19 protein-coding genes are annotated in these 21,444 nt (G+C 68.1%); 8 read left to right on the plus strand and 11 right to left on the minus strand.

What is annotated here, in order from left to right; translation table 11 throughout:
* Positions 1-3: 3 nt before the first annotated feature.
* Together PJ250_RS02365 and pip are read right to left on the minus strand one after the other, a co-directional pair.
* Positions 4-231 carry a hypothetical protein gene (locus PJ250_RS02365; protein ID WP_271646960.1) on the minus strand — a complete coding sequence of 76 codons (228 nt, stop codon included), beginning with the start codon at positions 229-231 and terminating at the stop codon, positions 4-6.
* Between the two features lie 63 nt (positions 232-294).
* Positions 295-1,251, minus strand: a complete 957-nt coding sequence (pip, locus tag PJ250_RS02370; protein ID WP_271646961.1) for a prolyl aminopeptidase — start codon at positions 1,249-1,251, stop codon at positions 295-297.
* Positions 1,252-1,498: 247 nt separating this feature from the next.
* On the opposite strand from pip, the gene PJ250_RS02375 reads away from it, so the two are divergent.
* Positions 1,499-1,762: a hypothetical protein gene (locus PJ250_RS02375; protein ID WP_271646963.1), complete on the plus strand. Its 264-nt coding sequence runs from the start codon at positions 1,499-1,501 to the stop codon at positions 1,760-1,762.
* Between the two features lie 188 nt (positions 1,763-1,950).
* Here the strand turns inward: PJ250_RS02375 and PJ250_RS02380 are convergent, their stop codons facing one another.
* Positions 1,951-3,252, minus strand: a complete 1,302-nt coding sequence (locus PJ250_RS02380; protein ID WP_271648492.1) for a glycoside hydrolase family 2 TIM barrel-domain containing protein — start codon at positions 3,250-3,252, stop codon at positions 1,951-1,953.
* Between the two features lie 172 nt (positions 3,253-3,424).
* Between PJ250_RS02380 and PJ250_RS02385 the strand changes: the two genes are divergently transcribed.
* Entirely contained in the window at positions 3,425-4,630 is a 1,206-nt protein-coding gene (locus tag PJ250_RS02385) for a GAF domain-containing sensor histidine kinase (protein WP_271646964.1), read from the plus strand.
* Positions 4,631-4,633: 3 nt separating this feature from the next.
* Here the strand turns inward: PJ250_RS02385 and PJ250_RS02390 are convergent, their stop codons facing one another.
* Complete coding sequence (locus tag PJ250_RS02390; RefSeq protein ID WP_271646965.1) at positions 4,634-5,614, minus strand: NAD(P)H-quinone oxidoreductase; 981 nt, start codon at positions 5,612-5,614, stop codon at positions 4,634-4,636.
* Between the two features lie 190 nt (positions 5,615-5,804).
* On the opposite strand from PJ250_RS02390, the gene PJ250_RS02395 reads away from it, so the two are divergent.
* Positions 5,805-7,232 (plus strand): GGDEF domain-containing protein, encoded by a 1,428-nt coding sequence (locus PJ250_RS02395; protein WP_271646967.1) that lies wholly within the window; start codon positions 5,805-5,807, stop codon positions 7,230-7,232.
* Positions 7,233-7,239: 7 nt separating this feature from the next.
* Here the strand turns inward: PJ250_RS02395 and PJ250_RS02400 are convergent, their stop codons facing one another.
* Both PJ250_RS02400 and PJ250_RS02405 read right to left on the minus strand, forming a co-directional pair.
* Positions 7,240-8,076 (minus strand): polysaccharide deacetylase family protein, encoded by an 837-nt coding sequence (locus PJ250_RS02400; protein ID WP_271646968.1) that lies wholly within the window; start codon positions 8,074-8,076, stop codon positions 7,240-7,242.
* A gap of 80 nt (positions 8,077-8,156) precedes the next feature.
* The gene (locus tag PJ250_RS02405) at positions 8,157-8,882 is read right to left on the minus strand and encodes a DUF6445 family protein (protein WP_271646970.1); all 726 of its coding nucleotides are present in this window, start codon (positions 8,880-8,882) and stop codon (positions 8,157-8,159) included.
* A gap of 99 nt (positions 8,883-8,981) precedes the next feature.
* On the opposite strand from PJ250_RS02405, the gene PJ250_RS02410 reads away from it, so the two are divergent.
* Positions 8,982-9,452, plus strand: a complete 471-nt coding sequence (locus tag PJ250_RS02410; protein WP_271646971.1) for a YehS family protein — start codon at positions 8,982-8,984, stop codon at positions 9,450-9,452.
* A gap of 55 nt (positions 9,453-9,507) precedes the next feature.
* On the opposite strand, the gene PJ250_RS02415 is transcribed toward PJ250_RS02410, so the two are convergent.
* Positions 9,508-10,572, minus strand: coding sequence for an SDR family oxidoreductase (locus PJ250_RS02415; protein WP_271646972.1), 1,065 nt, complete (start codon positions 10,570-10,572; stop codon positions 9,508-9,510).
* An 87-nt stretch (positions 10,573-10,659) separates the two neighbouring features.
* On the opposite strand from PJ250_RS02415, the gene PJ250_RS02420 reads away from it, so the two are divergent.
* Both PJ250_RS02420 and PJ250_RS02425 read left to right on the plus strand, forming a co-directional pair.
* A complete protein-coding gene (locus PJ250_RS02420) occupies positions 10,660-11,049 on the plus strand; it encodes a winged helix-turn-helix transcriptional regulator (protein WP_271646973.1) in 390 nt (129 codons plus the stop codon).
* Positions 11,050-11,108: 59 nt separating this feature from the next.
* Positions 11,109-12,122, plus strand: a complete 1,014-nt coding sequence (locus tag PJ250_RS02425; protein ID WP_271646974.1) for a purine-nucleoside phosphorylase — start codon at positions 11,109-11,111, stop codon at positions 12,120-12,122.
* 91 nt (positions 12,123-12,213) lie between these two features.
* Here PJ250_RS02425 and PJ250_RS02430 read toward each other — a convergent pair whose 3' ends face one another.
* Together PJ250_RS02430 and PJ250_RS02435 are read right to left on the minus strand one after the other, a co-directional pair.
* A complete protein-coding gene (locus PJ250_RS02430) occupies positions 12,214-13,941 on the minus strand; it encodes a cellulase family glycosylhydrolase (protein WP_271646975.1) in 1,728 nt (575 codons plus the stop codon).
* A 98-nt stretch (positions 13,942-14,039) separates the two neighbouring features.
* Positions 14,040-15,716 (minus strand): alpha-amylase family glycosyl hydrolase, encoded by a 1,677-nt coding sequence (locus PJ250_RS02435; protein ID WP_271648493.1) that lies wholly within the window; start codon positions 15,714-15,716, stop codon positions 14,040-14,042.
* A gap of 454 nt (positions 15,717-16,170) precedes the next feature.
* On the opposite strand from PJ250_RS02435, the gene PJ250_RS02440 reads away from it, so the two are divergent.
* The gene (locus tag PJ250_RS02440) at positions 16,171-17,532 is read left to right on the plus strand and encodes a glycoside hydrolase family 16 protein (protein WP_271646976.1); all 1,362 of its coding nucleotides are present in this window, start codon (positions 16,171-16,173) and stop codon (positions 17,530-17,532) included.
* A gap of 42 nt (positions 17,533-17,574) precedes the next feature.
* Here PJ250_RS02440 and PJ250_RS02445 read toward each other — a convergent pair whose 3' ends face one another.
* Together PJ250_RS02445 and PJ250_RS02450 are read right to left on the minus strand one after the other, a co-directional pair.
* Complete coding sequence (locus PJ250_RS02445) at positions 17,575-18,513, minus strand: diacylglycerol kinase catalytic domain-containing protein (RefSeq protein ID WP_271646977.1); 939 nt, start codon at positions 18,511-18,513, stop codon at positions 17,575-17,577.
* Between the two features lie 3 nt (positions 18,514-18,516).
* Positions 18,517-19,593, minus strand: coding sequence for an SPFH domain-containing protein (locus PJ250_RS02450; RefSeq protein ID WP_271646978.1), 1,077 nt, complete (start codon positions 19,591-19,593; stop codon positions 18,517-18,519).
* Positions 19,594-19,773: 180 nt separating this feature from the next.
* On the opposite strand from PJ250_RS02450, the gene PJ250_RS02455 reads away from it, so the two are divergent.
* Entirely contained in the window at positions 19,774-21,408 is a 1,635-nt protein-coding gene (locus tag PJ250_RS02455; protein ID WP_271646979.1) for an alpha/beta hydrolase, read from the plus strand.
* The last annotated feature ends 36 nt before the right edge of the window (positions 21,409-21,444 follow it).

The following is a 21,444-nucleotide window of genomic DNA, read 5'->3' on the forward strand; positions in this document are numbered from 1 at the left end:
GGCCTAGCTCAACCGGATCAACATGCCCCCCAGCGCCGCCGCGCACACCAGGAACACGACCCAGCCGGCGAGGCGGCGCCAGCCCAGCGAGGGCGCGGGCGGCCTTGCGCGCGGGCGCGCCAGATGGCGCGAGACCGGCCTCGCGTCACGGGGCATGGGCCGCAACACATGCCCATGCAGGGCACGCGGCCGGTCCCGGTCGGAATCGCTGCTGTTGTAGGGGTCCGTCATGGACGTCGGCTCCGGTTCCGTGGATCGAGTGGCGAATCTAGCAGGCCCGCGCCGTGCCGGACATCAGCTGTCCAGCCGGTCGGCCAACGCATCGGTGGCGCGGACCAGCGCATGGGTGATGGCCGGATCGAAGGCGCTGTGTCCGGCCAGCACCATCTCCAGGCGCGCCTCGGGCCACGCCGCCGCCAGGTCGCAGGCGGCCTTGGCCGGGCACAGCATGTCGTAACGCCCCTGCACGATCACCCCGGGCAGGTGGCGGATACGCCCGATGTCGCGCAGCAACTGATCCGGCGCCAGGAAGACATCGTGGCGAAAGTAATGCGCTTCGATCCGTGCGACCGCCAGGGCGGCGGCATCGGGCTCCGGCGCGGGAGGCACCAGCGGATCGTGCACCAGGGTCGAGGCACCATCTTCCCAGGCGTTCCAGGCGCGCGCGGCGGCCAGGCGAACCTGTGGATCGTTGCTGTCCAGGCGGCGCCAGTACGCCTCGACCAGCGCGTCGCGCTCAGCTGGCGGGATATGCGCCACGTAACGCGCCCAGCCCTCGGGAAAGACCATCCGCGCCCCACCGTCGGCCTCGTTGAACCAGTGCAGTTCCTCGCGTCGCCCCAGGAAGACGCCGCGCACGATCAGCCCGGTCACTTGCGCCGGATGGGCCTGGGCATAGGCCAGGGCCAGCGTCGATCCCCACGAACCGCCAAACACCGCCCAACGCTCGATCCCGAGCAACAGACGGATCGCCTCGATATCGGACACCAGATGCGCAGTGGTGTTGTCCTCCACGTCCGCCGTCGGGGTGGAGCCACCGCAGCCGCGCTGGTCGAACAGCACGATGCGCCAGCGCGCCGGATCGAAGAAACAGCGATGCTCGGGGATCAGCCCACCGCCGGGACCGCCATGCAGGAACACCACCGGCAGGCCATCGGGCTGACCGCACTCTTCCACGTAGAGCGTGTGCCGCCCATCCACGGCCAGCCGGTGGGTGGCATAGGGCGTGATCGGAGGATAGAGCTTGCGCATGGCGGCATCGCAACCAACGGGGCGCTCCCTTTTACCACCCGGACGCGCCCCGACAAGAAGCAGCGGCCATGACATGAGCGCTGACCCCAACGCGCATCGCGTAACGGATGACGCGCGGAAACCTTCAAGTCACGCGAACGTGGTGCGAAGGTTTTGTATGCAGACGGGTTCGTGACCCGGGCGGACAGGTTGGCCGATGGCGACTCTGTAAGGTGGACATCGCAGCGCTCCCACAAGGAGAAACGCCATGAACCACCCCACTCCGCCCTGCTTCACGATCTATGGCCGCACGACCGACCGGCTCTATTTTGTCACCTCCGGTGACGACACCATCAGCGTGACCCCCGACGTTCAGATCGAGGTCGGATACGCAGATCTCCTGTTGATGCGGTGCGCCCCGGTTTCGCATCTGGAAGACAACCCGCTCGCCCTGGCGGCCTGCCGCGCCGCTGTGGCCTTCGCCCGTACGCATGGTCTGGCCATCGACGCGGCGGACGCCTTCTATGAGTGAGGCCCGCATGCCCGACATCGCAAGCACCGCGAACCACAGGCCACGCGCACAAGCGTCGAGCCCCACCTTGGATCGATCGCATGCAGCGGGCGGTAGACCACGGTCGCGCGATTCATTTCGTCACGCGGCACGACCGCTTCGTCACCCCTCCTGCGCCCAACCTGACGCGGCCAAGCACGCGGCGCGGATCACTTGCCCGCGCCTTCCACACGGAACGGCAGATTGGCGTAGGCCGCATGGCCCTTGCCGTCGCCGACCTGGACGAACAGCCGGTAGTGACCGGGTGCTGTGGGCGCCTTGAAGCGCACCGATCCGCCGACGGTCTTGCCGAAGTTCACCGGCACCTGTGCCGGGATCGCCTCGGGGTCGCCGCCCACACTGGTCGCTTCGCTCTCGCGCAGTACGCGCCAGTGATAGTCCAGCGCATCGCCCTCCGGATCCTGCGCCGTCGCCTGTGCCCGGTGCGCACTGCCGGGTGCAAGCGTGATGCTGGCCAGCGCCTCCTGCCCGTCCACGGTCAAGGGCGAGATCGACGGGGCGCGGTTATCGGGCCAGCGACCGGTCCACAGGAACTGCATCGCGTCCACGCCCGGCGTGGACTGCCCATCAGGCAGGAACAAGCCGTACCAGGTCGGGGTGCGCTCCTGCTTGTGCCCCCACAGGAACACATAGGAGCCCAGCCCCTGCACCTGATCGCTGTCGATATAGCGGGTGTAACGCTCGCGCAGCAGGTCGGCCTTGCGCGTGGCGGTGTCCTCTATGGGCGCCTGCCAAGCGGTCAGCGGGCTCTCCCAGTGTCCGGTCGGCCCCCACTCGGTCACCACATAGGGCCCGGTCCAGCCGCTGCTCACCAGCTTGTCGGGCAGGCTGACGATATCGCCGTAAAGCTGGATGCCGATCAGGTCCAGCTGCGGCGCACGTGACTTGATCGCATCGATCAGCGGCTTGTCGAAGCCTGCCAGGGTGGTCATCACCGGATGGTTGGGGTCGATCCGATGGATCATGTCGGCCAGCTGGCCGACCGCGTTCCAGACCCGCGGGTCGGTCGACTCCAGGTTCAACTCGTTGCCCACCACCCACATCAGCACGGCGGGATGGTCCTTATAGGCCATGATCTCGGCTTGGATCCGCGCCTGCTGGGCCTGGACGGCCCGGGCATCGCCATAGTCGAAGCCATGGCGCTCGCGCGCGACCTCGATACCGACCGCGACCATGAGCCCATTGCGCTGGGCGCGGTCGAGCATGGCCCGCATGGCCGCCGGATCGGATTCCACGCGCCAGGTGCGGAACGAATTGCCGCCCCGGGCAGCCAGGGCCTCCTGATCGCCGCCTCCCGACAGACCCGCCCCCTTGATCCGGAACGTCTGATCGTTGACCAGCAACTGGTAGCTGCTGCCCTGGTGCGCGATCCGCACCCGTGCAGGCCCCTGGCTGGCCGCCGAGACCACTGGCGTCTGACCTTGGGCCAAGGCCGCCACCGCCAGCAGCATCGTCGCCAGCCCCCATCGCTTGAACATGCATCACTCCACGTGTGCGCACGCACCACCGGATCCGGTGGTGCGGTCTGTGTGGGGGGAAGGGGATCATGCCATGTCCGGCATGGGTTCACCTTGCGGGGACACCCAAGCTGGCAGGCTCGCCATTGGTCTCAGATCCCCCGCCATGCATCACCGCCCGGCCCCCAAGTTGCCGGCCGCCCTCGAACGGCGCCGGCTGGATGCGTTGTATCGCTACGACGTGCTGGATACGGCACCGGAAGCGGCGTTCGACGACATCACGCAGATCGCCGCGCTGTTCTGCGGCACCCCGATGGCGTTGATCAGCCTGGTCGAGGCCCATCGGCAGTGGTTCAAGTCCGCTTATGGGCTGAACGAACACGAGACGCCGATCGAAGGTTCCATCTGCGCGCATGCGTTGCTGCAGGACGCGCTGATGGTCGTACCCGATACCTGTCGCGACGCGCGGTTCCGCGCCAGTCCGCTGGTGCTGGGCGCCCCCCACCTGCGCTTCTATGCGGGGGCCCAGCTGCGCACGCCCGACGGCCTGCCCCTGGGCACGGTGTGCGTGCTGGATACCAAGCCGGGCACGCTGACCGAGGCACAGGGCCAGATGCTGCGCGGGCTGGCACGTCAGGTCATGACCCAGTTGGAGCTCCGCCGCCTGCTGGCGACCAGTGAACGCACCAGCCAATACCGCGCCGGGCTGCTGGCATCGGCCGGGCATGATTTCCGCACGCCCATGACGACCGTCAACCTGGCGCTGGACATGGCCCACCGCGCCAGCGCAGAGCGGCTACCGCGCATCCTGGCCATCGGTCGGGCGGCCCTGGCCAATGTGGAAAGCGGGCTGACGCGCATGCTGTCCAGCGCGAGTGGCCAGAACACCTTCGAGCTCAACGATCTGGCGCCCACCTCCATCGGCGAGGTGCTCGACCGGGTTGGCCAAGCGCATGACTGGACCGCGCGACGCCAGACCGTGCGCCTGACGGTCGTCGGAACCACGCAGATCGCACCCAGTGACGGGCGCCAGCTGGAGACCTTGCTGGGCAACCTGGTCGCCAACGCGATCAAGTACACGCCGGCCGGCGGCCGGGTGCTGGTGGGCTGCCGGCGCCGCGAAGGCGCGCTGGATATCGAGGTGGTGGACAACGGACCGGGCATCGCCCCGGACAAGATCGCGCACATGTATGGCGCATTCCGCCAGACCACGCGCAGTCGCGATGGGCTGGGGCTGGGGCTGTGGATCGTCCATCGCATCGCCACCGCCCTGGATATCGGCATCACGGTGCGCTCGCGCCCCGGGCGCGGCACGCGGTTCATCCTGCGCCTGCCCGGCGCCATGCGACCGGACGCCCCGCTGCCCGCCTGAGGGCTAGTCGACCGTCAGCACCACCTTGCCAAGGTGCTGGCCCGCTTCCAGATGCGCGTGCGCGGCGGCCGCCTGGTCCAGCGGGAAGGTCCGGTCCACGTGCGCGCGCACCTTGCCCTGGGCCAGCCAGGGCCACACCACCCGTTCGATCTCGGCGGCGAGCCGGGCCTTTTCATCGGCCGGGCGTGGCCGCAGCGTGGAGCCGGTCAACACGGCCTGCCGGCGCATCAGCTCGAACACCGGGACTTCCAGCGTGCCACCACCGAGCGCGGCGATGTAGACGATGCGGCCGCCGGGGTTGAGGACCGACAAGGTGTCGGCGAACACGCTGGCGCCGACCATGTCCAAGGCGACATCGATGCCGCCGGCCTCCCGTGCGGCCTCGGCAAAACCGCCCGCGGAGGTATCCACCGCGATATCGGCGCCCAGCGCGCGCGCCTGGGCGGCCTTGTCGGCCCCACGCGCGGTGGCCAGGACCTGGGCGCCGGCGGCCTTGGCCATCTGGATCGCCATCACGCCGATGCCGGAGGTCGCGCCGTGCACCAGCAATCGTTCGCCGGCCTTGAGCAGGCCGTGTTCGAACACATTGGCGTACACAGTGAACATCGTTTCGGGCAGCGCCGCGGCCTGGACGAAGTCGTAGCCCTCCGGCAGCGGCAGCACCTGGCGCGCGTCGACCGCCACGTATTGCGCATAGCCGCCACCGGCGAGCAGGGCACAGACGCGATCACCGGCCTCCCAGCGCCCTGCGGGCACGACCACCTCGCCGGCGACTTCCAGGCCCAGCGTCTGCGGAGCGCCGGCCGGAGGTGGATAGTGGCCCTGACGCTGCAGCACATCGGGACGGTTGATGCCGGCGGCGCGGACACGGATGAGGACCTCGCCCTGGCGCGTATGCGGACGCGCCACCTGGACCGGATGCAGGGCCTGGGCGTCGGTCTGGCCGTCGGCAACGGCGATGGCGGTCATCAGGGTTTCGGACATGGACGGACTTCAGTGTCGGGGAAGGGGCATGCTAGGACCAGCCGGGTGAACCTGACGCATCGCCACCCCATCGCAGACGCGAACGGTGTCACGCCTGTCGTTCTTGACGGGCGCGTGATGCAGGTTCCCGGTTGTGGCCGGCGCGTGCCGCCGCGTATGGTCGTCCATCACTCGCGACCCGGAGGTGGGCGTGTCGCTGCTGCTGCCGTTGTTGTATCTGGCAGGCCACACGCTGGCCCTGGCCTTCTCATCGCATGCGCAGGCGGCCTCGTTCGGCTTTCTCACCGTGGCCCCGCTGATAGCGGGCGCGGCCTGCCTGTGGCGCAGCCGCCGCGACGAGGTGGCCCCGGCCTGGATCGCCCTGGCGGTGGCCCTGTTGCTGTGGGCCGGCGGCATGGCGGTGAACATGGTGCAGACGGTGTGGATGCACAACGCCGATGTCACGGCCGGTGTCAGCATCCTGCTCTACGTGCTCTATGGGGTGCCGTTGATCTTCGCCCTGTCCAGTCCGGCGCGCGAGCGCTGGCAGGTGCGTGCGATCGATCTGGTGCTGGCCCTGGTGCTGAGCGCGCTGTTCTTCGTCCACACGTTTTCATTTTCTACCACGCGAACCACCAGCGCGGCCGGCCTGGACCAGCTGCTGCTGATGCTCGACATCGAGAATGGCCTCATCGCGGTGTTCTCGCTGATCCGCTACCTGGCCAGCCAGAGCCCGGCACGCCGGCAGTTCTATCGCACCCAGACCCTGTTCGCATGGGTGTATCTGGCCGTGGCCACCTACATCAACCATGGCGAGCCGGCCGACACGGACTTCGGCGGCTTCAGCGACCTGCTCATCGACCTGCCGTTCCTGCTGCTGACCGGTCTGTGCCTGCGTCCGCGCCGGACCGCGCCCCCGACCTGTGTCTCGCCGGCCCTGTCCCTGCTGGTCCAGGCATGCTGCCCCTTGCTGCTGCCGATGAGCCTGCTGGTCATGTCCGCCCTGCTATCCAGCACGCATCTGTCGCTGGCCATCGCCGGCTTTGCCATCGCCACGCTGGGCTACGGCGTGCGCAGCGTGCTGATCCAGTTGCGCACCCAGGTCGAACGCGACCAGCTCGACGCCCTGGCCCGGGTGGATACGCTCACCGGCCTGGCCAACCGGCGCCAGTTCGACGACGTGCTGCAGCGCGAATGGCAGCGTGCGCGTCGTACCGGCGAGCCGCTTTCCCTGCTGATGATCGACGTGGATCACTTCAAGCGACTCAACGACGCCTTCGGCCACCAGACCGGCGATGTCCGCCTGCGTGCGGTGGCCGGCGCACTGGCCGCTGGCAGCCCCCGGGCGCTGGACCTGGTGGCCCGTTACGGGGGCGAGGAGTTCGCGGTGATCCTGCCCGCCACCGACGCCCCGGCCGCCCTGGCACTGGCCGAACACATGCGTGCGGCCGTGCTGGATCTGCAGCTGCCGGCGGCCGCACCGCAGCCCTGGGTGACCGTGAGCATCGGCGTGGGCACCGCCGCACCGGGCCGCCAGGACAGCCCCGATGCATTGCTCGCACAGACCGACGCAGCGCTGTACGAGGCCAAGAGCGCCGGGCGCAACTGCGTCATCGCCCGCGCCCTGGCCAGCGACTGAGCGTGTCTCACCGCCCCCCTTTCGCCGCTTGATCCTGCTGGCTGCGCACGTAGGTCATCACGTTGAGGAACGTGTCCACCCAGTACACGTCGCGATGCGCGGCCAGGTACGCCAGCAGCTCGGCATGTGCCTGGCTGGAGGTGGTCAGGTAATCGCCGCCCACGCCGTGGAAGGTGAAGTTGATCATCGTGCCGCGTCGCGCCGCCTCTTCCACCTGGGCGATCAGCTGTGCGCCACTCAACCCCACCGGCGCCTCGACCGGCACTGCCAGCGGATCCAGCGTGTCCATGTCGGGAATCACCCCTCCCTCCCCGACCTTGATGCCGACGAACTGGTCGCGCACCAGCGGCAGGTAATCGCCATCGCGTGCCTGGTGATCACCGCAGGGCACGGTCAGCGTGCGCCGGGTCTTGCCGTCGATGGCATGAAGCATGGTGTTGGCCAGCACCACCTGATCGGCCATCTGTGCCTTGGTGGTGGTGTCCAGGTTGCGCTGCGGCTCGACCCAGCCGCGGTCCGGCAGCGAGGCCTGGCACTGGTGGAACAGGGTGTGGTTGCCCAGCTCGTGGCCTTCGGCCGCCGCCGCCCGCCATTCCGGCAGGCGCTTGAGGACCGGCTCGCGCGAGAGCTGCAGGTAGAAGCTGCCCTTGAAGCCATACCGGTCCAGCGCGGGGATGGCATGGTCCAACTGCGAATCCAGCGCATCGTCGTAGGCCAGGCTGACTGCGGCGCGCTTGCCCTCCGGCCAGGCGAACGACTCAGACGCCGCGCGTGCGATCGGCACGGTCGTCAGCAGCGCCCAGGCCAGGCAGACGCCGGTCATCCCAACCCATCGCTTGCGCATCGGTCATCCTCGCGGTCCGGAAGGCCTGCAGCCTAGCGGACCGGCCACGCGCTGCCATCAGGCGGCGCAACAACGCCGACTCACTGGGCGGCGCGGCTGCAGGTGAAAAAGCCATTGAGCGTCAGCCGCCCCTGGGCGAGATCCTCGCTCAGCAGCGCGGGATGATCGATATGGCCGCTGTGGAAGACGCTGGCATCGTAGAAGATCAAGCGGTTGAAACGTGCCGGCACGGTGGCCAGTCGCTGGAAATACGCGTTCGATCTGGTCATGTACGCCTGCGCGATGCCGTACTGGCGCTCGAAGGCCTCAGGATCCAGACGACCGGTGTCGGCCATCAGCCGGGCCACCTCGGCCGGCGCACGCGTGGGGGCGAAGAAGCTGGTCCCGCCCAGGCGCGGATCGTCGAACAGGTACAGCACCGAGGCGGCGACCAGTTCGTGGCCCCGCACCCGATCACCGCCCTGTACCAGAAGCCGGTCCTGGTGACAGATCGACTGACCTGGCTGCAGCTGATCCGGGCGCAGGGTCACCATCGACAACCGGCTGTACATGGCCAGCGTGCGGCGCGCGCCCAGCGCGGCGCGCGCGTGCAGGCGGAAGGCATCGTCCAGCTGCGCGGAGAACGCATCGGGCATGCGCAGCTCGCGGCCGGGATAGGCATTGTGCGCCGGCCGGCTGAAGGCTTCCCGATGCGACAGCGCGTAGGCGCGCAGGCCCTCGGGATCGAGCAGGGCATCGTCGAGCACCACGACCGGCGCGCGACCGGGGAGCGCGATCTGTTGAATTTTCGGATGCGGATTGAACATGGCCCGCATCCTCCCACACCTGATCCGGGCCAGGCAGACCAACCGGACCGCGTAACATGTCCGATTGCCGCACACGCGGCGTCCGACACGAGCAACACCATGATCACCAACGATGTCCTGCGCAGCGTGCGCTACATGCTCGACCTGAGCGAACCGCGCCTGATCGAGATCGCGCAGCTGGCCGACCCGGCCTTCACCGTGGACCGCGCCGACGTGCAGGCCGCGCTCAAGCGCGAGGACGAAGACGGCTATGCCCCGTGCAGCGACGCGCTGCTGGCGCACGTACTGGATGGCCTGATCGTCCATTGCCGGGGTCGCGATGAGAGCCTGCCGCTGCGCCCGGTCGAAACCCGCGTCACCAACAACATCGTGCTCAAGAAGCTGCGCGTGGCCTTCCAGCTCAAGGACGTGGACATGCACGCGGTGTTCGCCAGCGCCGGCTTTCCGGTCTCCAAGCCGGAGCTGTCGGCGCTGTTCCGCCAGCCGGACCACAAAAACTACCGTCCCTGCGGCGACCAGTTGCTGCGCGCCTTCCTCAAGGGACTGACCACGCGTCTGCGCGGCGCGTGAGCAGGCCTGCCCCGCCTGGTGGCGTCCCCACCGGGCAGGGCAGGCGCGCGCAGCTTTACGGGATCAAGCGCGCGGCACGCAGCTGGGCGAACAGATCGAAGAACGCATCGTCGCTGGGCTGGTAATCCAGGAAGCCCAGGCGTCGGCTCTTGGCCATGTCGGTCACCACTTCCAGTGGCCGGCCCAGGTCGGCATCGGTATGCCAGGGTGAGACCAGTCGGGTGATGTCGGCCTCGGCCAGGTCGTGGGCGGCGGCCAGCTCGGCCCAGCGCGGCGCGTCATCGGCCATCTGCTGCTCCAGCGGCCTGACCTGCCCGTCGAACGGGGCCGGCTCGAGCTCGAACCACTGCGCGATGCGCGACCACATCCAGCTCCAGCGGAACACATCGCCATTGACGATGTTGAAGGCCTGGTCGGCCGCGGCCGGGGTCTGGGTGGCCCACAGCAGCTGGCGGGCCAGCTGGCGCGCATCGGTCATGTCGGTCAGCCCGTTCCACTGCGCGGCCGAGCCGGGGAAGTAGAACGGCCGGCCGCTGGCCTTGCACAGGGAGGCATACACCGCCAGCGTGGTGCCCATGTTCATCGCATTGCCCACCGCCATGCCGATCACGGTGTGTGGCCGGTGCACGCTCCAGTGGAAGCCATCGCGCGCGGCGGCGGCGAAGACCTCGTCTTCCTGCGCGTAGTAGAAGTTCTCCACGTCCAGGCGCGGCTGTTCCTCGCGGAACGGCGTGGCCGGCATGCGGCCCTGCGCATAGGCCTCGAACGGCCCCAGGTAATGCTTGAGCCCGGTCACCAGGGCGACATGGCGCAGGCTGCCTTGCGGCCCCAGCGCGTCGAGCAGGTGCCGCACCATGGCGCTGTTGACGCGGATGTTCTCGGCCTCGTTGGCCTGCCGCGACCAGGTGGTGATGAACACATGGCTGGGCGCCAGGTCCGCCAGCGCCACGCGCGTGGCGGCCGCGTCGGTCAGGTCGGCCGAGATGGGCTGCACGCCGGCCACCAGCGCCTGCGGGCGCCGGGCCAGGCCGTGCACGCCCCAGCCGGCCTCCAGCAAGGTCCGGGTCAGGGTGCTGCCGATGATGCCGGTCGCACCGACCACCAATGCACGTTGGGTCACACGCTGCTCCTTATGCTCTACGTCAGGGCGGGTACCTTAGGCAGGCACGCCCGCGTGTGGAAGAAGGCACCAAATGGTCACCCCCTCATGAAACCCGGCAGTCCTGAAGAACAGTGGCGCGAGGACTGCGCGCCACGCCGCGTGCTGGAACTGTTCAGCACCAAGTGGACCTCGATGGTCCTGCACACGCTGTGGGCACGCCACGATGGCTGCGCGCGCAGCGCGGCCCTGCACCGCAGCCTGCCGGCGATCTCGCAGAAGATGCTGACCCAGACCCTGCGCGAGATGGAGCACGCCGGCATCGTCACCCGCACCGTGCATCCCACCGTGCCGCCGGCGGTGGAGTACGCGCTGACGCCGCTGGGCACGCGCCTGGTCGAGCCGATCGAACTGATCTACGACTGGGCGCGGAGCAACAGCGAAGCCCTGGACGCGCTGCAGCCGCGCCCGACCTCGCGCCGCCGCGGCGGGACTTGAGCGCAGCGGCGCAGGACCATCCCGGCCCTACACTGCGGGGTTTGCGCCCGAGCCCGGCCATGCCCTCCCTGTTTCGTCCCCGTTTCCTGGCCTTGCTGTGTGCCTGCCTGCTCGCCGGCTGCGCCACCGCGCCCACCGCCCGTGCACCGATCCAGGTGAAGGTGTTTGTCGCGGCGATGTTCGAGATCGGCGCCAACACGGGCGATCGCGCTGGCGAATTCCAGCACTGGTACGAGCGCTACTGGCAGGACGCCACGCCCATCGCGGTGCGCGGCGCCCTGCACCCGGTGTATTGCAACGCCGATGGGGTCTGCGGCGCGGTGCTGGGCATGGGCAAGGTCAACAGCTCGGCTTCCATGCAGGCCATCCTGCTCGATCCGGCCTTCGACTTCTCGCACAGCTATTACCTGCTCTCCGGCGTGGGCGGCACCCCGCCGCAGCGCGGCACCATCGGCGAGGTCAACTGGGCCACCTGGCTGGTGGACTACGACCTGGGCCATCGCTGGGCGCCGGAGGAGAACACCCCCGGCGCGCCGACCTTCATGCCACGCAAGGGCTATGAGGCCTATCGCGTGTTCCGGCTCAATCCGGCGCTGGTGGCCTGGGCGATGCAGCTATCGCAGGACGTGCCGCTGCAGGACTCCGCCGCCGCGCGCGCCTATCGCCTGCGCTATCCAGAGGTGGCCGCGCGACGCGCGCCCTTCGTCGGCACCGGCACCCATGTGACCGGCGATACCTTCTTCCATGGCCCGGGGCTGTCCAAGCAGGCCCAGGACATCGCCAAGCTGTACGGCGCCGACGACTACGTCATCACAGAGATGGAGGCCACGGCGGTGACCCTGGTCATCCAGCGCACCCACGGCACCGACCGCGTATTGAGCCTGCGTGGAGCGGTCAACTTCGACCAGGGCAATCCGCACGAAACCACGCTGCAGCACCTGGACCCGGCGCCGGGGCAAACCGCGGGCGGCTTCCCCGAGACCGTGCACAACATCGAAACGGTCGGCGCGCGCGTGGTCGACCACATCGTCGACCACTGGCCGCAGTGGCGCGACGGGGTGCCTGCGCGCTGAGCCGAGCGCACGCCCGACACGCTGTGCCGTCGGCGGGATCACCAGCAGGCTGGCGGACGCACGCTCGGTCAGGCCAGGCGGCGCATGCGGCTCAGCGTGCCGGCGTGAAGCGCAGTGCCCCCAGATCGAACGGCGCCGCATCGGCGCGCAGCACCAGGGTGTTGGTGCCCGGTTGCAGGGCCAGCGCCGCAAAGCCGGCCGAGGTGGCATCCACCGGATCACCATTGAGCAGCACCGTCGCCTGGGCTGCACCCGCGCCTCGCGTTTCCAACGCCAGGTCGTAGCGTCCGCCACGCGCGACCTGGAAGGTGTACCGCACCCATTCGCCGCGCTGCAGCTGCGCCACCCACAGTCGCCCATCCGGATCGCGTGACAGGTCCACGCCATCGTTGCGATAGGCCATGGCCGGGTTCCAGGTCACCCCGCCGGCCTTGGTGGACTCATTGGCCGCCGTCAGATCGTGGTAGGCCACGCCATCGGGCCCCAGGTCGAAGTCCACCGCCGCCATGCGCCCGCCATTGGCACCGATCAGGTGCTGCTTGAACGGCATCGCGCGATCCGAATGCGGGGCGCGCAACAAGGCATCGACCACATCCGGGTGCTGCAGGTTGTGGGCGAACGCCACATCGTGGGTCGCCAACTGCATCAGCGCCGCTTCGGCCTGCTCGGGCGAAGGCTTTGGCCCCTCGCCATGCCAGTAGGCCAACAGCGCGCGATACCCGGGATTGGGCACCACCTGCAGCGGATTGTTGTAGCGGATCTTCTTCAGCGGCCACCAGCTCCAGCCGATGCCCTCGCCTTCGGCCAGCGCCACCGTGCGCGTGTACCAGTCATTGGAGTTCTCGCCGGTTTCGCCCAGCCATAGCGGCACCTGGTAGCGGTCGCGCAAGGCCAGGATGTCGGCGATGCTCTGGCGCGTGGCCGGATTCCAGTACTTGTGGAAGCTCAGGACCAGGTTGTCGTCCCACAGGCCGTCTTCGAGCATGCCGCGATAGTTGTTGCCCCAGCAATTGCCCTCGATCACGAGCATGTGGTGCGGGTCGACCTGGCGGATGGCCCGGGTGATGCGCACCAGCAGCGCGCGCAGCGGGGCATTGTCTGCTTCCTGGCAACCATGCAGGTCACCGGCGTCGGCGAAGCCCCAGTTGGGCTCATTGAGCAGGTCGTAGGCGGCCACGGCCGGCTCGTCGCGGTAGCGCTTGGCCAGTTCCACCCACAGGGCGACCAGCTTGTCCTGCGCGGCCGGGTCGTCCCACAGCGAGGGCCGGGAGGGATCGCGATCGGCGATATTGACGTCGTTGCCCTGCCCGCCCGGTGCGGCATGCATGTCCAGGATCACCCGCATGTCGTTGGCCTTGGCCCAGCCGATCAGCGCATCGGTGCGCGCGAAGCCGTCCTTGATCCAGGTCTGCCGACCCGGCACCGGCTCGTCCTCCACCGGCAGCGTATACAGCGCGTAATGCATCGGCAGGCGCACGGAATTGAACCCCCAGGCGCCCAGCGCATCGATGTCGGCCTTGGTGGTGTGGTGGTCCAGCCAGGCGGTGTAGAACGCCTCGGTCTTCGCCTCGCCGATCAACTGCTTGATGTTGGCGCGGATCACCCGCTGGGTCCCGAACTGGGGCAGCTCCAGCATGTAGCCTTCCTGCAGCATCCAGCCCCCCAGGCCGAACCCGCGCAGCAGCACGTCACGGCCTTGGCCATCGACGATGCGCGTGCCTTGGGCATGCAGGTAATCGGGCGCGGGCGCTTGCTGGGCAGCGGCGGCACCGCTCAGGGACACCGCCAGTAGCAGGCAGGCGAGGCAGGAAGGCTTCATCGGCATTGGACTCGATCAGGTCAAACCCTGCCAGCCTAGCCGCTCGGTGCGCCACCTCGGTCTTGCGATGCAGCATCCCGGCCCGTTGCGGCCGACCCTCAGACCGGCAGTTCGCCCATCGCCGCGCTCCACGGGCCCAGCACCCAGTCCGCATCCGGCGCCTGGCTGTCGTCCACGCAGCGCGTCGGGTCGACCGTGGCGCCAATGATCGGCACTGCGCCCTCTAGCAGCGCCGGGCGCGGGATCACCACCGGCTGCCCGGTGAGATTGATCATCACCACCAGGCTGCCGGGCGCGCGCTCGGTCGGGCTGTGCGGCAGGGCGCCGCGTTCGAACAACAGCACCCCGTCGGGCGCGTCGTGGAAACGGATGTCGTCCACGCGCAGGCGTGGCTCGGCCCGGCGCCAGGCCAGCAGGCGCTTGGTGTGGTTGAGCGTGCTGTAGGGATCGTCCCGCTGGCGATCCACCGCGCGTTCGGCATGCGAGCCACTCAGCGGCAGCCAGGGGATGTTGACGGTGAAGCCGCACTGCACCGCATCGGCGATCCAAGGCATCGGCGTGCGACAGCCGTCGCGGCCCTTGAACTCGGGCCAGAAGGCGATGCCGTAAGGGTCCTGCAGCCGCTCGAACGGCACCTCCACCTCCGGCAGGCCTAGTTCCTCACCCTGGTACAGGCACACGCTGCCGCGCAGGCACACCAGCAGGGTCATCAGCAGGCGGCTGAAGTTGTCGTCGACCACGCCCTCCGGCGCCCAGCGCGAGGCCACGCGCATGACGTCGTGGTTGGACAGCGCCCAGCAGCCCCAGCCGCCGGTGCGGGCCAGTTCGCGCTCCAGCGACTCCACCTCGTGGCGGATGCGCGCGGCCGAGCCATCGCCCTGCAGCAGCTGGAAACTGTAGGCCATGTGCAGACGCTTGCCGGCCGCGGTGTAGTCGGCCATCAGCGGCGGCGCGTTCTCATCGCCGATCTCGCCCACGCTGGCCGCGCCGTACTCATCCAGCAGCCCGCGCAGGCGCTCCAGGAACGGCAGGTTCTCCGGCCGGCTCTTGTCGTGCACGTGCCACTGCAGGCTGAAGGGATTGTCGCGCTTGACCGTGCTGGTGGCCGCGCGCTGGGCAGGTGTGGAGGGCGGGTTGTCGGTCAGCGTGGCGTCGTGGAAGAAGTTGTTGCAGGCGTCGAAGCGGAACCCGTCCACCCCGCGCTCGCACCAGAACCGCACTTCCTCCAACACCGCGGCCTGCACCTGCGGGCTGTGGAAGTTCAGGTCCGGCTGGCTGGTGAGGAAGCCGTGGAAGTAATACTGCTGGCGCCGCGACTCCCACTGCCAGGCACCGCCGCCGAACATCGCCAGCCAGTTGTTGGGCGGGCCACCGTCCGGGGCAGGATCGGCCCACACGTACCAGTCGGCCTTGGGGTTGTCGCGGCTGCTGCGGCTCTCGGTGAACCAGGGATGCAGGTCGGAGGTGTGCGAGATCACCTGGTCGATCAGCACCCGCAGGTCCAGCGCATGGGCGCGATCAACCAGGGCGTCGAAATCCTCCAGCGTGCCGAACAGCGGATCCACCGCCCGGTAGTCGGAAATGTCGTAGCCAAAATCGCGCATCGGCGACTGGAAGAACGGCGAAATCCACACCGCGTCGCAGCCCAACTCGGCGATGTGCTCCAGGTGCGCGGTGATGCCGGGCAGGTCGCCCACGCCATCGCCATTGCTGTCGGAAAAGCTGCGCGGATAGACCTGGTAGACGACGGCGCCGCGCCACCAGGCGTCCAGCACGTCGGGGCGAAGTCGGGATCGCAAAGAAGTTCCTTGTCAGTGGGGGCAGCCGGCGCGCGTCGGCCGGGCCGCACACGCTAACCCACTGTGGCGCTTCTGCAGCAGGGCATGACGGTCCCCGATAAAGCACGCGCTCAGGAAGTTGAGCGCCTCGCGCGCTGTGTCTGCACGCATCGCGCTGCATGCAGAGAGGCGCACGTCGCGATGACCAAACCGGCGCAGTCCAGGGCGCGCACGGAAACCGTTTTCCGATCAGTCAGTTGTCGGCGCACGACCCTGCTGTGCCGCAACACGTATCGACGTGGGCGGCGACGGATTTCATCTGGGTTGAACATGCACCTGTGACGGACCCCTCCAAACGCGATGTCGGCGCGCGCGGCGTTTGACAGCGCTGTCATGGGTGCCGAGGGTGCGGCCGGCCCCACGGACCACCACCACCCGACAGGAGCTTCCCATGCAGATCCGTTCCCCCCTGGCCCTGACCGTCGCCGCGCTTCTCGGCACCGGCCTGGCGACCCTGGCCCCCGCCACCCACGCCCAGACTTTGGTCTGGCAGGACAACTTCGACGGCCCGAGCATCGACGGCGACAAGTGGCAATACGACGTCGGCACCGGCTGCCAGATCGGCAACTGCGGCTGGGGCAATGCCGAGCTGGAGTACTACACCAGCCGCCCCGAGAACGCCCGCATCGAGAACGGCCACCTGATCATCGAGGCGCGGCGCGAGGACTTCGGCGGCATGCCCTTCACCTCGGCGCGGCTGAAGACCGAGGGCCGCATGCACTTCAAGTACGGCACGCTGGAGGCCCGCATCAAGACGCCCGAGGTCGGCAACGGCCTGTGGCCGGCGTACTGGATGCTGGGCGCCATCGGCGTGTGGCCGGCGCGCGGGGAGATCGACATGCTGGAGGCCGGTTCGGCCCAGGCCATCGCCGACGGCATGGCCAACCGCCGCATCGGCGCGGCCGTGCACTGGGACTACAACGGCTCCCAGGCCGACTATGGCAGCGACTACAACAGCCCGGTGGACCTGCAGAACGACTTCCACACCTATCGACTGACCTGGGACGCCAACTACATCCGCATGTCCATCGACGGACAGCAATACTTCGAGTTTGCGATCTCGGACATCGAAGGCGCCTCGCTGCAGGAGTTCCACCAGCAGCAGTTCCTGCTGCTCAACCTGGCCGTGGGTGGCAACTATCCGGGCATTCATGACGTGGCCGGCATCACCGCGCCGATCCCCGGCCAGATGGAGGTGGACTACATCCGCCTCTACCAGGACACCCCTGGCGCCGAGCTGTACGTCGGCGCCGACCACGCCGCGCCGGCCGGCACCTTCGGGCTGTTCTCAGAGCAGGCCGGACTCGCGGGGCAGCTGGATTACAGCAACGACGCGAACCTGTACCTCTGGAACAACCTGAGCGCCAACGGCAGTGCGCCCTACGCCGGCAGTCAGGTCATGGGCTACCACGCGGCGGCCGGCAACTGGTACGGCCTGGGCATCGCCACCGGCTATCACAACTTCGCCAATTACGCCGGCGGGTCGCTGAAGTTCCAGATGAAGACCACCACCACCTCGACCTTCAAGATCGGCATCAACACCTCCTTCGGCGACAGCTGGGTGGACTTCGTCAACGGCGGCAATAACCACGGTCTGGTCCGCGACGGGCAGTGGCACCAGGTCACCATCCCCTTCAGCGCCTTCTACGACCTTGACCTCAAGTCGGTGCGCCAGCCCTTCATGCTGGTCTCCGATGCACCGGCGAGCGATGTGGATTTCGCCATCGACGAGGTGGTCTACCAGAGCCCGTAGCCTGATCCTCGGCACCGTCCAACGCAGTGCGGGGGCAACGGCTCAGACCACGAGCCTGCCCTCGCGCTCGGCCAGGCTGATGACGGCGGTCATGCCGGCATTGAATTCGAGAAAATCCGCTTCAACGCCGTCGCTGAAGATGACCCCGTAGCCGGGCATCTGCGACACCACGCTGAGCGGCGTGTCCCGAGTCACCGTACCGAAGGCCATGGCGACCTGCGTTGTCCGGCTGGGAAACGGTTCGCGCACGGTGTACTGCAAAAAACCCGCATCCCACGCGAACCCGCGACCACGCATCGCTTCCGCGTCTTGCTCCAGCCCATGCCCGGCCACCGCCGCCGCACCGGCCAGCAAGCTCTGAAACCAGCCTGTCGAACCCAGACCGGTCGAAACGATCACGCCGCTGGACGATTGCTGTTCGCTGCGTTGGTCCTGTTCGATCAGATAACGCGCCGAGACATGCGTGCGCGGCCCGATGAACAGATCGTTGACCGCATGGAGTTCCTGGCCATCGTTCAACACCGCCCGCGCCATGGTGACGCGCTTTTCGTTGTGCCTTCCGGACAGCGCCAAAGGCGCGACGTGCGCCAGGTCCTGCACACGAAAAGGCAACAACACGCCATCCCAACGCGCTGGATCGGGATTGACCCCCACGACTGGTTGGCCATCCCGCAGATACTTGAGGGTGTTGGCGACCAGACCATCCTGACCGAGCACAACGACCAGCGCATCGGGCGCGAACAAGTAATTGGGCAGAAAGCCGCGATCCAGGCGATGCACGCGACCGAAGCGTGACAGCGTCGCCTCGGCCACGGAGACCGCTTGCTGGTATAGACGCTGCTCAAGCTCGTAATCGGCAAAATCCGCGCCAAGGTGCTCGACGTAAAAACGCGCCTGGTCCAGCGTGTTGAAGCGCGTCACCAGATCTTCCAGCCGGGTTTTCCGGGTGACCAGCACGATGCGCCGGTTGAGCGCGTCCATCGATCAGTCCTTGGCCGGACGCTGACGCTGCTGGGTGAGCTGCTGCAACAGGTCCGGGGAAATATTGAGTTCGCCAATGCGAGACGCATTTTCCGCCAGACTCTGGAATGCCTGCGCGATCAGCGTGCCCGGATCGGCCTGTCCCACCATCAGCGCCTGCAGTATCTTCGCATCAACACCCTGCACCGCCCTGACCGTCGCGGCGACGGCGTAGGCACTGGCATCGGCCTGGGTCTGAGCGTTGGCCGCGCGTAGCGCCGTCAGAAGCTTGTTCTTTTCCTCCAGCGCGGTGCGGCCGGCCATCTCCTCGTCCTGGATCGCCTGACGCTTGGCCAGTACCGATCGCTCGGCCTCCAGCTGCGCCTCCCGGATCTGGCGCTTCTTGGCCTCCACCGCAATCTCCGTATTGAGTTCGTTCTCCTTTACAGCGCGCTCCTGCTCGATGGCCGCATTGCGGCGCAGGTAGGTCGCATCGTCGGCTTGCTTGAGGATCTGCTCACGCACCTGCGCTTCGAGGGCTCGCGCGGTCTCCGGATTGGGCTTGATCGCCAGAATCGACAGGTTCACCAATTCAAGACCGAGGCTGGGCAGGCCATCGGCTCGTTGCAGGCCCTGACGGACGACCTGCACCAACGGCTCGGCGTTGCGCAGCAGTTCCTGCAACGGCTGTCCCTGCAGCACTGAGCGCAGCTGCACCTGAACCGCGTTGACCACGCGCTGCGGCAGTTTGGTTGGATCCTCCGCTGCGAAGTCACCGTTGGGCTTGAGCGTGAAGTTCATCAGCCCGGCCAGCGTCAGGGGCTCGGCCACGCGGTAGGTCACTTGGCCTTGCACGGTCACTTCCTGAAAGTCGCTGCTGACCTCGCGGAACATGAAGGGAGCGTCGACGCTTTCCAGTGGAATCGAGACCAGCGTGGTGCTGGGGGCGAAGTACCAGAAGGTCAGGCCCGTGCCCTGCCTGACGGGCTTGCCATTCTTGTACTGCAGCACATAGGTGCTGGGGCTGGCCTTGACATAGCGATATCCAAACATGCAATGGCTCCATGGCCGATCGATCGTGAGATTGCACGACCAGGCCACGAGCCCGGACCAGACCGGGCCTCCGCCCGTACCTGGCGTGCTCCAACCCATTAGCAGGCCTGATGTCGCGGCCCAAAGCAAGCGGCGAGCCGTGTCACGCGCGCCGCATGGCCCTGCGCCGGACGGCCTGCGTCGTCGGACGCATACACTTGAACTTCGTCATCGACTTCGGGGATATCCATGTTGCTGCAACGTGTCGCACCCGCCGCCGCGCTGGCCCTCGGCCTGTATACCTTCGCGCTGTCCTCGCCGGCGCAGAATGCGACGCCGCCCCACCACTTCATCCGCGTCACGTTGGATGGGGCCAGCGACCAGCCTGTCTCCGGGCGCCTGCTGGTCTTCGCCGCCCAGGCTCAGGCCGCCCGGGCCGAGGCCAAGGACGGCAAGGTCGAGGAGGTGGACACCAACCCGTTCGATCCGACCGCCGTGGCCGTGGCCGGGCGCGAGGTGAGCGGGCTCACGCCCGGCGCCAGCGTGATGGTCGACCTGGACGATGTGGCCTTTCCGTCAGGCTTCTCGACGCTGCCGGCCGGCGACTATGTGTTCCAGGCGGTGCTGGACCCCGATCACAGCTACAACTACCTGGGCCGCGACGGTGGCGACCTGGTCAGCGCGGTGGCCGAAGGCCCGTTGGCGGCGGGCAAGGCGCTGCCGAACCTGTCGCTGGTCAAGCGCCTGCCGGTGCACGATGACCCATGGAGGCTGTCCTCCCGTGCTCCGCAAGCGGTGCGCGATGCGCTGCCGCAGGCCAAGGCGCAGACCCACGACGCCTCCATGGTCAGCCCGGCGCTGAGCGCGTTCTGGGGCCGGCCGATCCAGGTGCGCGCGCGGGTGCTGGTCCCGCCCGGCTATGACGCCAAGGCGGCCACGCGCTACCCCACGGTGTATTTCACCCACGGCTTCACCGGCAACTACGACCGTCTGGCCGGCAACATCGCCACGGTGTGGCAGGCCATGGCCAGCGGGCAGATGCCGAAGATGATCTGGGTGTTCCTGGACGAGTCCACGCCGACCGGCACCCATGAGTTCGCCGACTCGGTGAACAACGGCCCGTGGGGCACGGCGCTGACCGAGGAGGTCATCCCCGCGCTGGAGCGTGAGTACCGCATGGACGCCAAGCCCAGTGGACGCTTCCTCAACGGCCACTCCTCCGGCGGCTGGGCCACGCTGTGGCTGCAGACCCGCTACCCGAAGATCTTCGGTGGCACCTGGTCGACCTCGCCGGACCCCAGCGACTTCCACGACTTCACCGGCGTGGACCTGTACGCGCCCGACGCCAACCTGTACACGCGCGCCGACGGCAGCCCGGTGCCGCTGATCCGCGACCACGGCAAGGTCATCGCCAACATGGAGACCTTCGCCCGGCTCGAACGCGTGCTCGGCCCGTACGGTGGGCAAATGGGTTCGTTCGACTGGGTGTTCTCCCCGCGCGGGCAGGATGGCGCGCCGCTGCCGATGTTCGACCGCGACACCGGCAAGGTCGATCCCAAGGTCGTGGCCTATTGGCATGCGCACTACGACATCGCCGCGCGCGTGGCCGCGCACTGGCCGCAGCTCAAGCCTGACCTGGATGGCAAGATCCACCTGATCGTAGGCACGGCCGATACGTTCTATCTGGACGGGGCGGCGCACCGCTTCAAGGCGGTGCTGGACAAGCTGGGCGCGAAGAGCGACTTCCGCTTCCTGCCCGATCGCACACACTTTGATCTGTACAAGCAGGGCGACGACGACAGCGCGCTGTTGAAGAAGATCGCTTGGGAGATGTATGCGGTGGCCCGGCCCGGTCAGGCACGGACCAAGGCGCCAGGCCAGTAGAGCCACCGTCGAGACCTACCCCGGCGCGCCTGGCGG

Source organism: Pseudoxanthomonas sp. JBR18, from assembly GCF_028198165.1.
Taxonomy (GTDB): domain Bacteria; phylum Pseudomonadota; class Gammaproteobacteria; order Xanthomonadales; family Xanthomonadaceae; genus Pseudoxanthomonas_A.

What these genes read in the sequence shown, in the direction of transcription:
- PJ250_RS02365 (WP_271646960.1), bottom strand. Translation starts at nt 231, where the DNA reads ATGACGGACCCCTACAACAGCAGCGATTCCGACCGGGACCGGCCGCGT.
- pip (WP_271646961.1), bottom strand. Translation starts at nt 1,251, where the DNA reads ATGCGCAAGCTCTATCCTCCGATCACGCCCTATGCCACCCACCGGCTG.
- PJ250_RS02375 (WP_271646963.1), top strand. Translation starts at nt 1,499, where the DNA reads ATGAACCACCCCACTCCGCCCTGCTTCACGATCTATGGCCGCACGACC.
- PJ250_RS02380 (WP_271648492.1), bottom strand. Translation starts at nt 3,252, where the DNA reads ATGCTGCTGGCGGTGGCGGCCTTGGCCCAAGGTCAGACGCCAGTGGTC.
- PJ250_RS02385 (WP_271646964.1), top strand. Translation starts at nt 3,425, where the DNA reads ATGCATCACCGCCCGGCCCCCAAGTTGCCGGCCGCCCTCGAACGGCGC.
- PJ250_RS02390 (WP_271646965.1), bottom strand. Translation starts at nt 5,614, where the DNA reads ATGTCCGAAACCCTGATGACCGCCATCGCCGTTGCCGACGGCCAGACC.
- PJ250_RS02400 (WP_271646968.1), bottom strand. Translation starts at nt 8,076, where the DNA reads ATGCGCAAGCGATGGGTTGGGATGACCGGCGTCTGCCTGGCCTGGGCG.
- PJ250_RS02405 (WP_271646970.1), bottom strand. Translation starts at nt 8,882, where the DNA reads ATGTTCAATCCGCATCCGAAAATTCAACAGATCGCGCTCCCCGGTCGC.
- PJ250_RS02410 (WP_271646971.1), top strand. Translation starts at nt 8,982, where the DNA reads ATGATCACCAACGATGTCCTGCGCAGCGTGCGCTACATGCTCGACCTG.
- PJ250_RS02420 (WP_271646973.1), top strand. Translation starts at nt 10,660, where the DNA reads ATGAAACCCGGCAGTCCTGAAGAACAGTGGCGCGAGGACTGCGCGCCA.
- PJ250_RS02425 (WP_271646974.1), top strand. Translation starts at nt 11,109, where the DNA reads ATGCCCTCCCTGTTTCGTCCCCGTTTCCTGGCCTTGCTGTGTGCCTGC.
- PJ250_RS02430 (WP_271646975.1), bottom strand. Translation starts at nt 13,941, where the DNA reads ATGAAGCCTTCCTGCCTCGCCTGCCTGCTACTGGCGGTGTCCCTGAGC.
- PJ250_RS02440 (WP_271646976.1), top strand. Translation starts at nt 16,171, where the DNA reads ATGCAGATCCGTTCCCCCCTGGCCCTGACCGTCGCCGCGCTTCTCGGC.
- PJ250_RS02445 (WP_271646977.1), bottom strand. Translation starts at nt 18,513, where the DNA reads ATGGACGCGCTCAACCGGCGCATCGTGCTGGTCACCCGGAAAACCCGG.
- PJ250_RS02455 (WP_271646979.1), top strand. Translation starts at nt 19,774, where the DNA reads ATGTTGCTGCAACGTGTCGCACCCGCCGCCGCGCTGGCCCTCGGCCTG.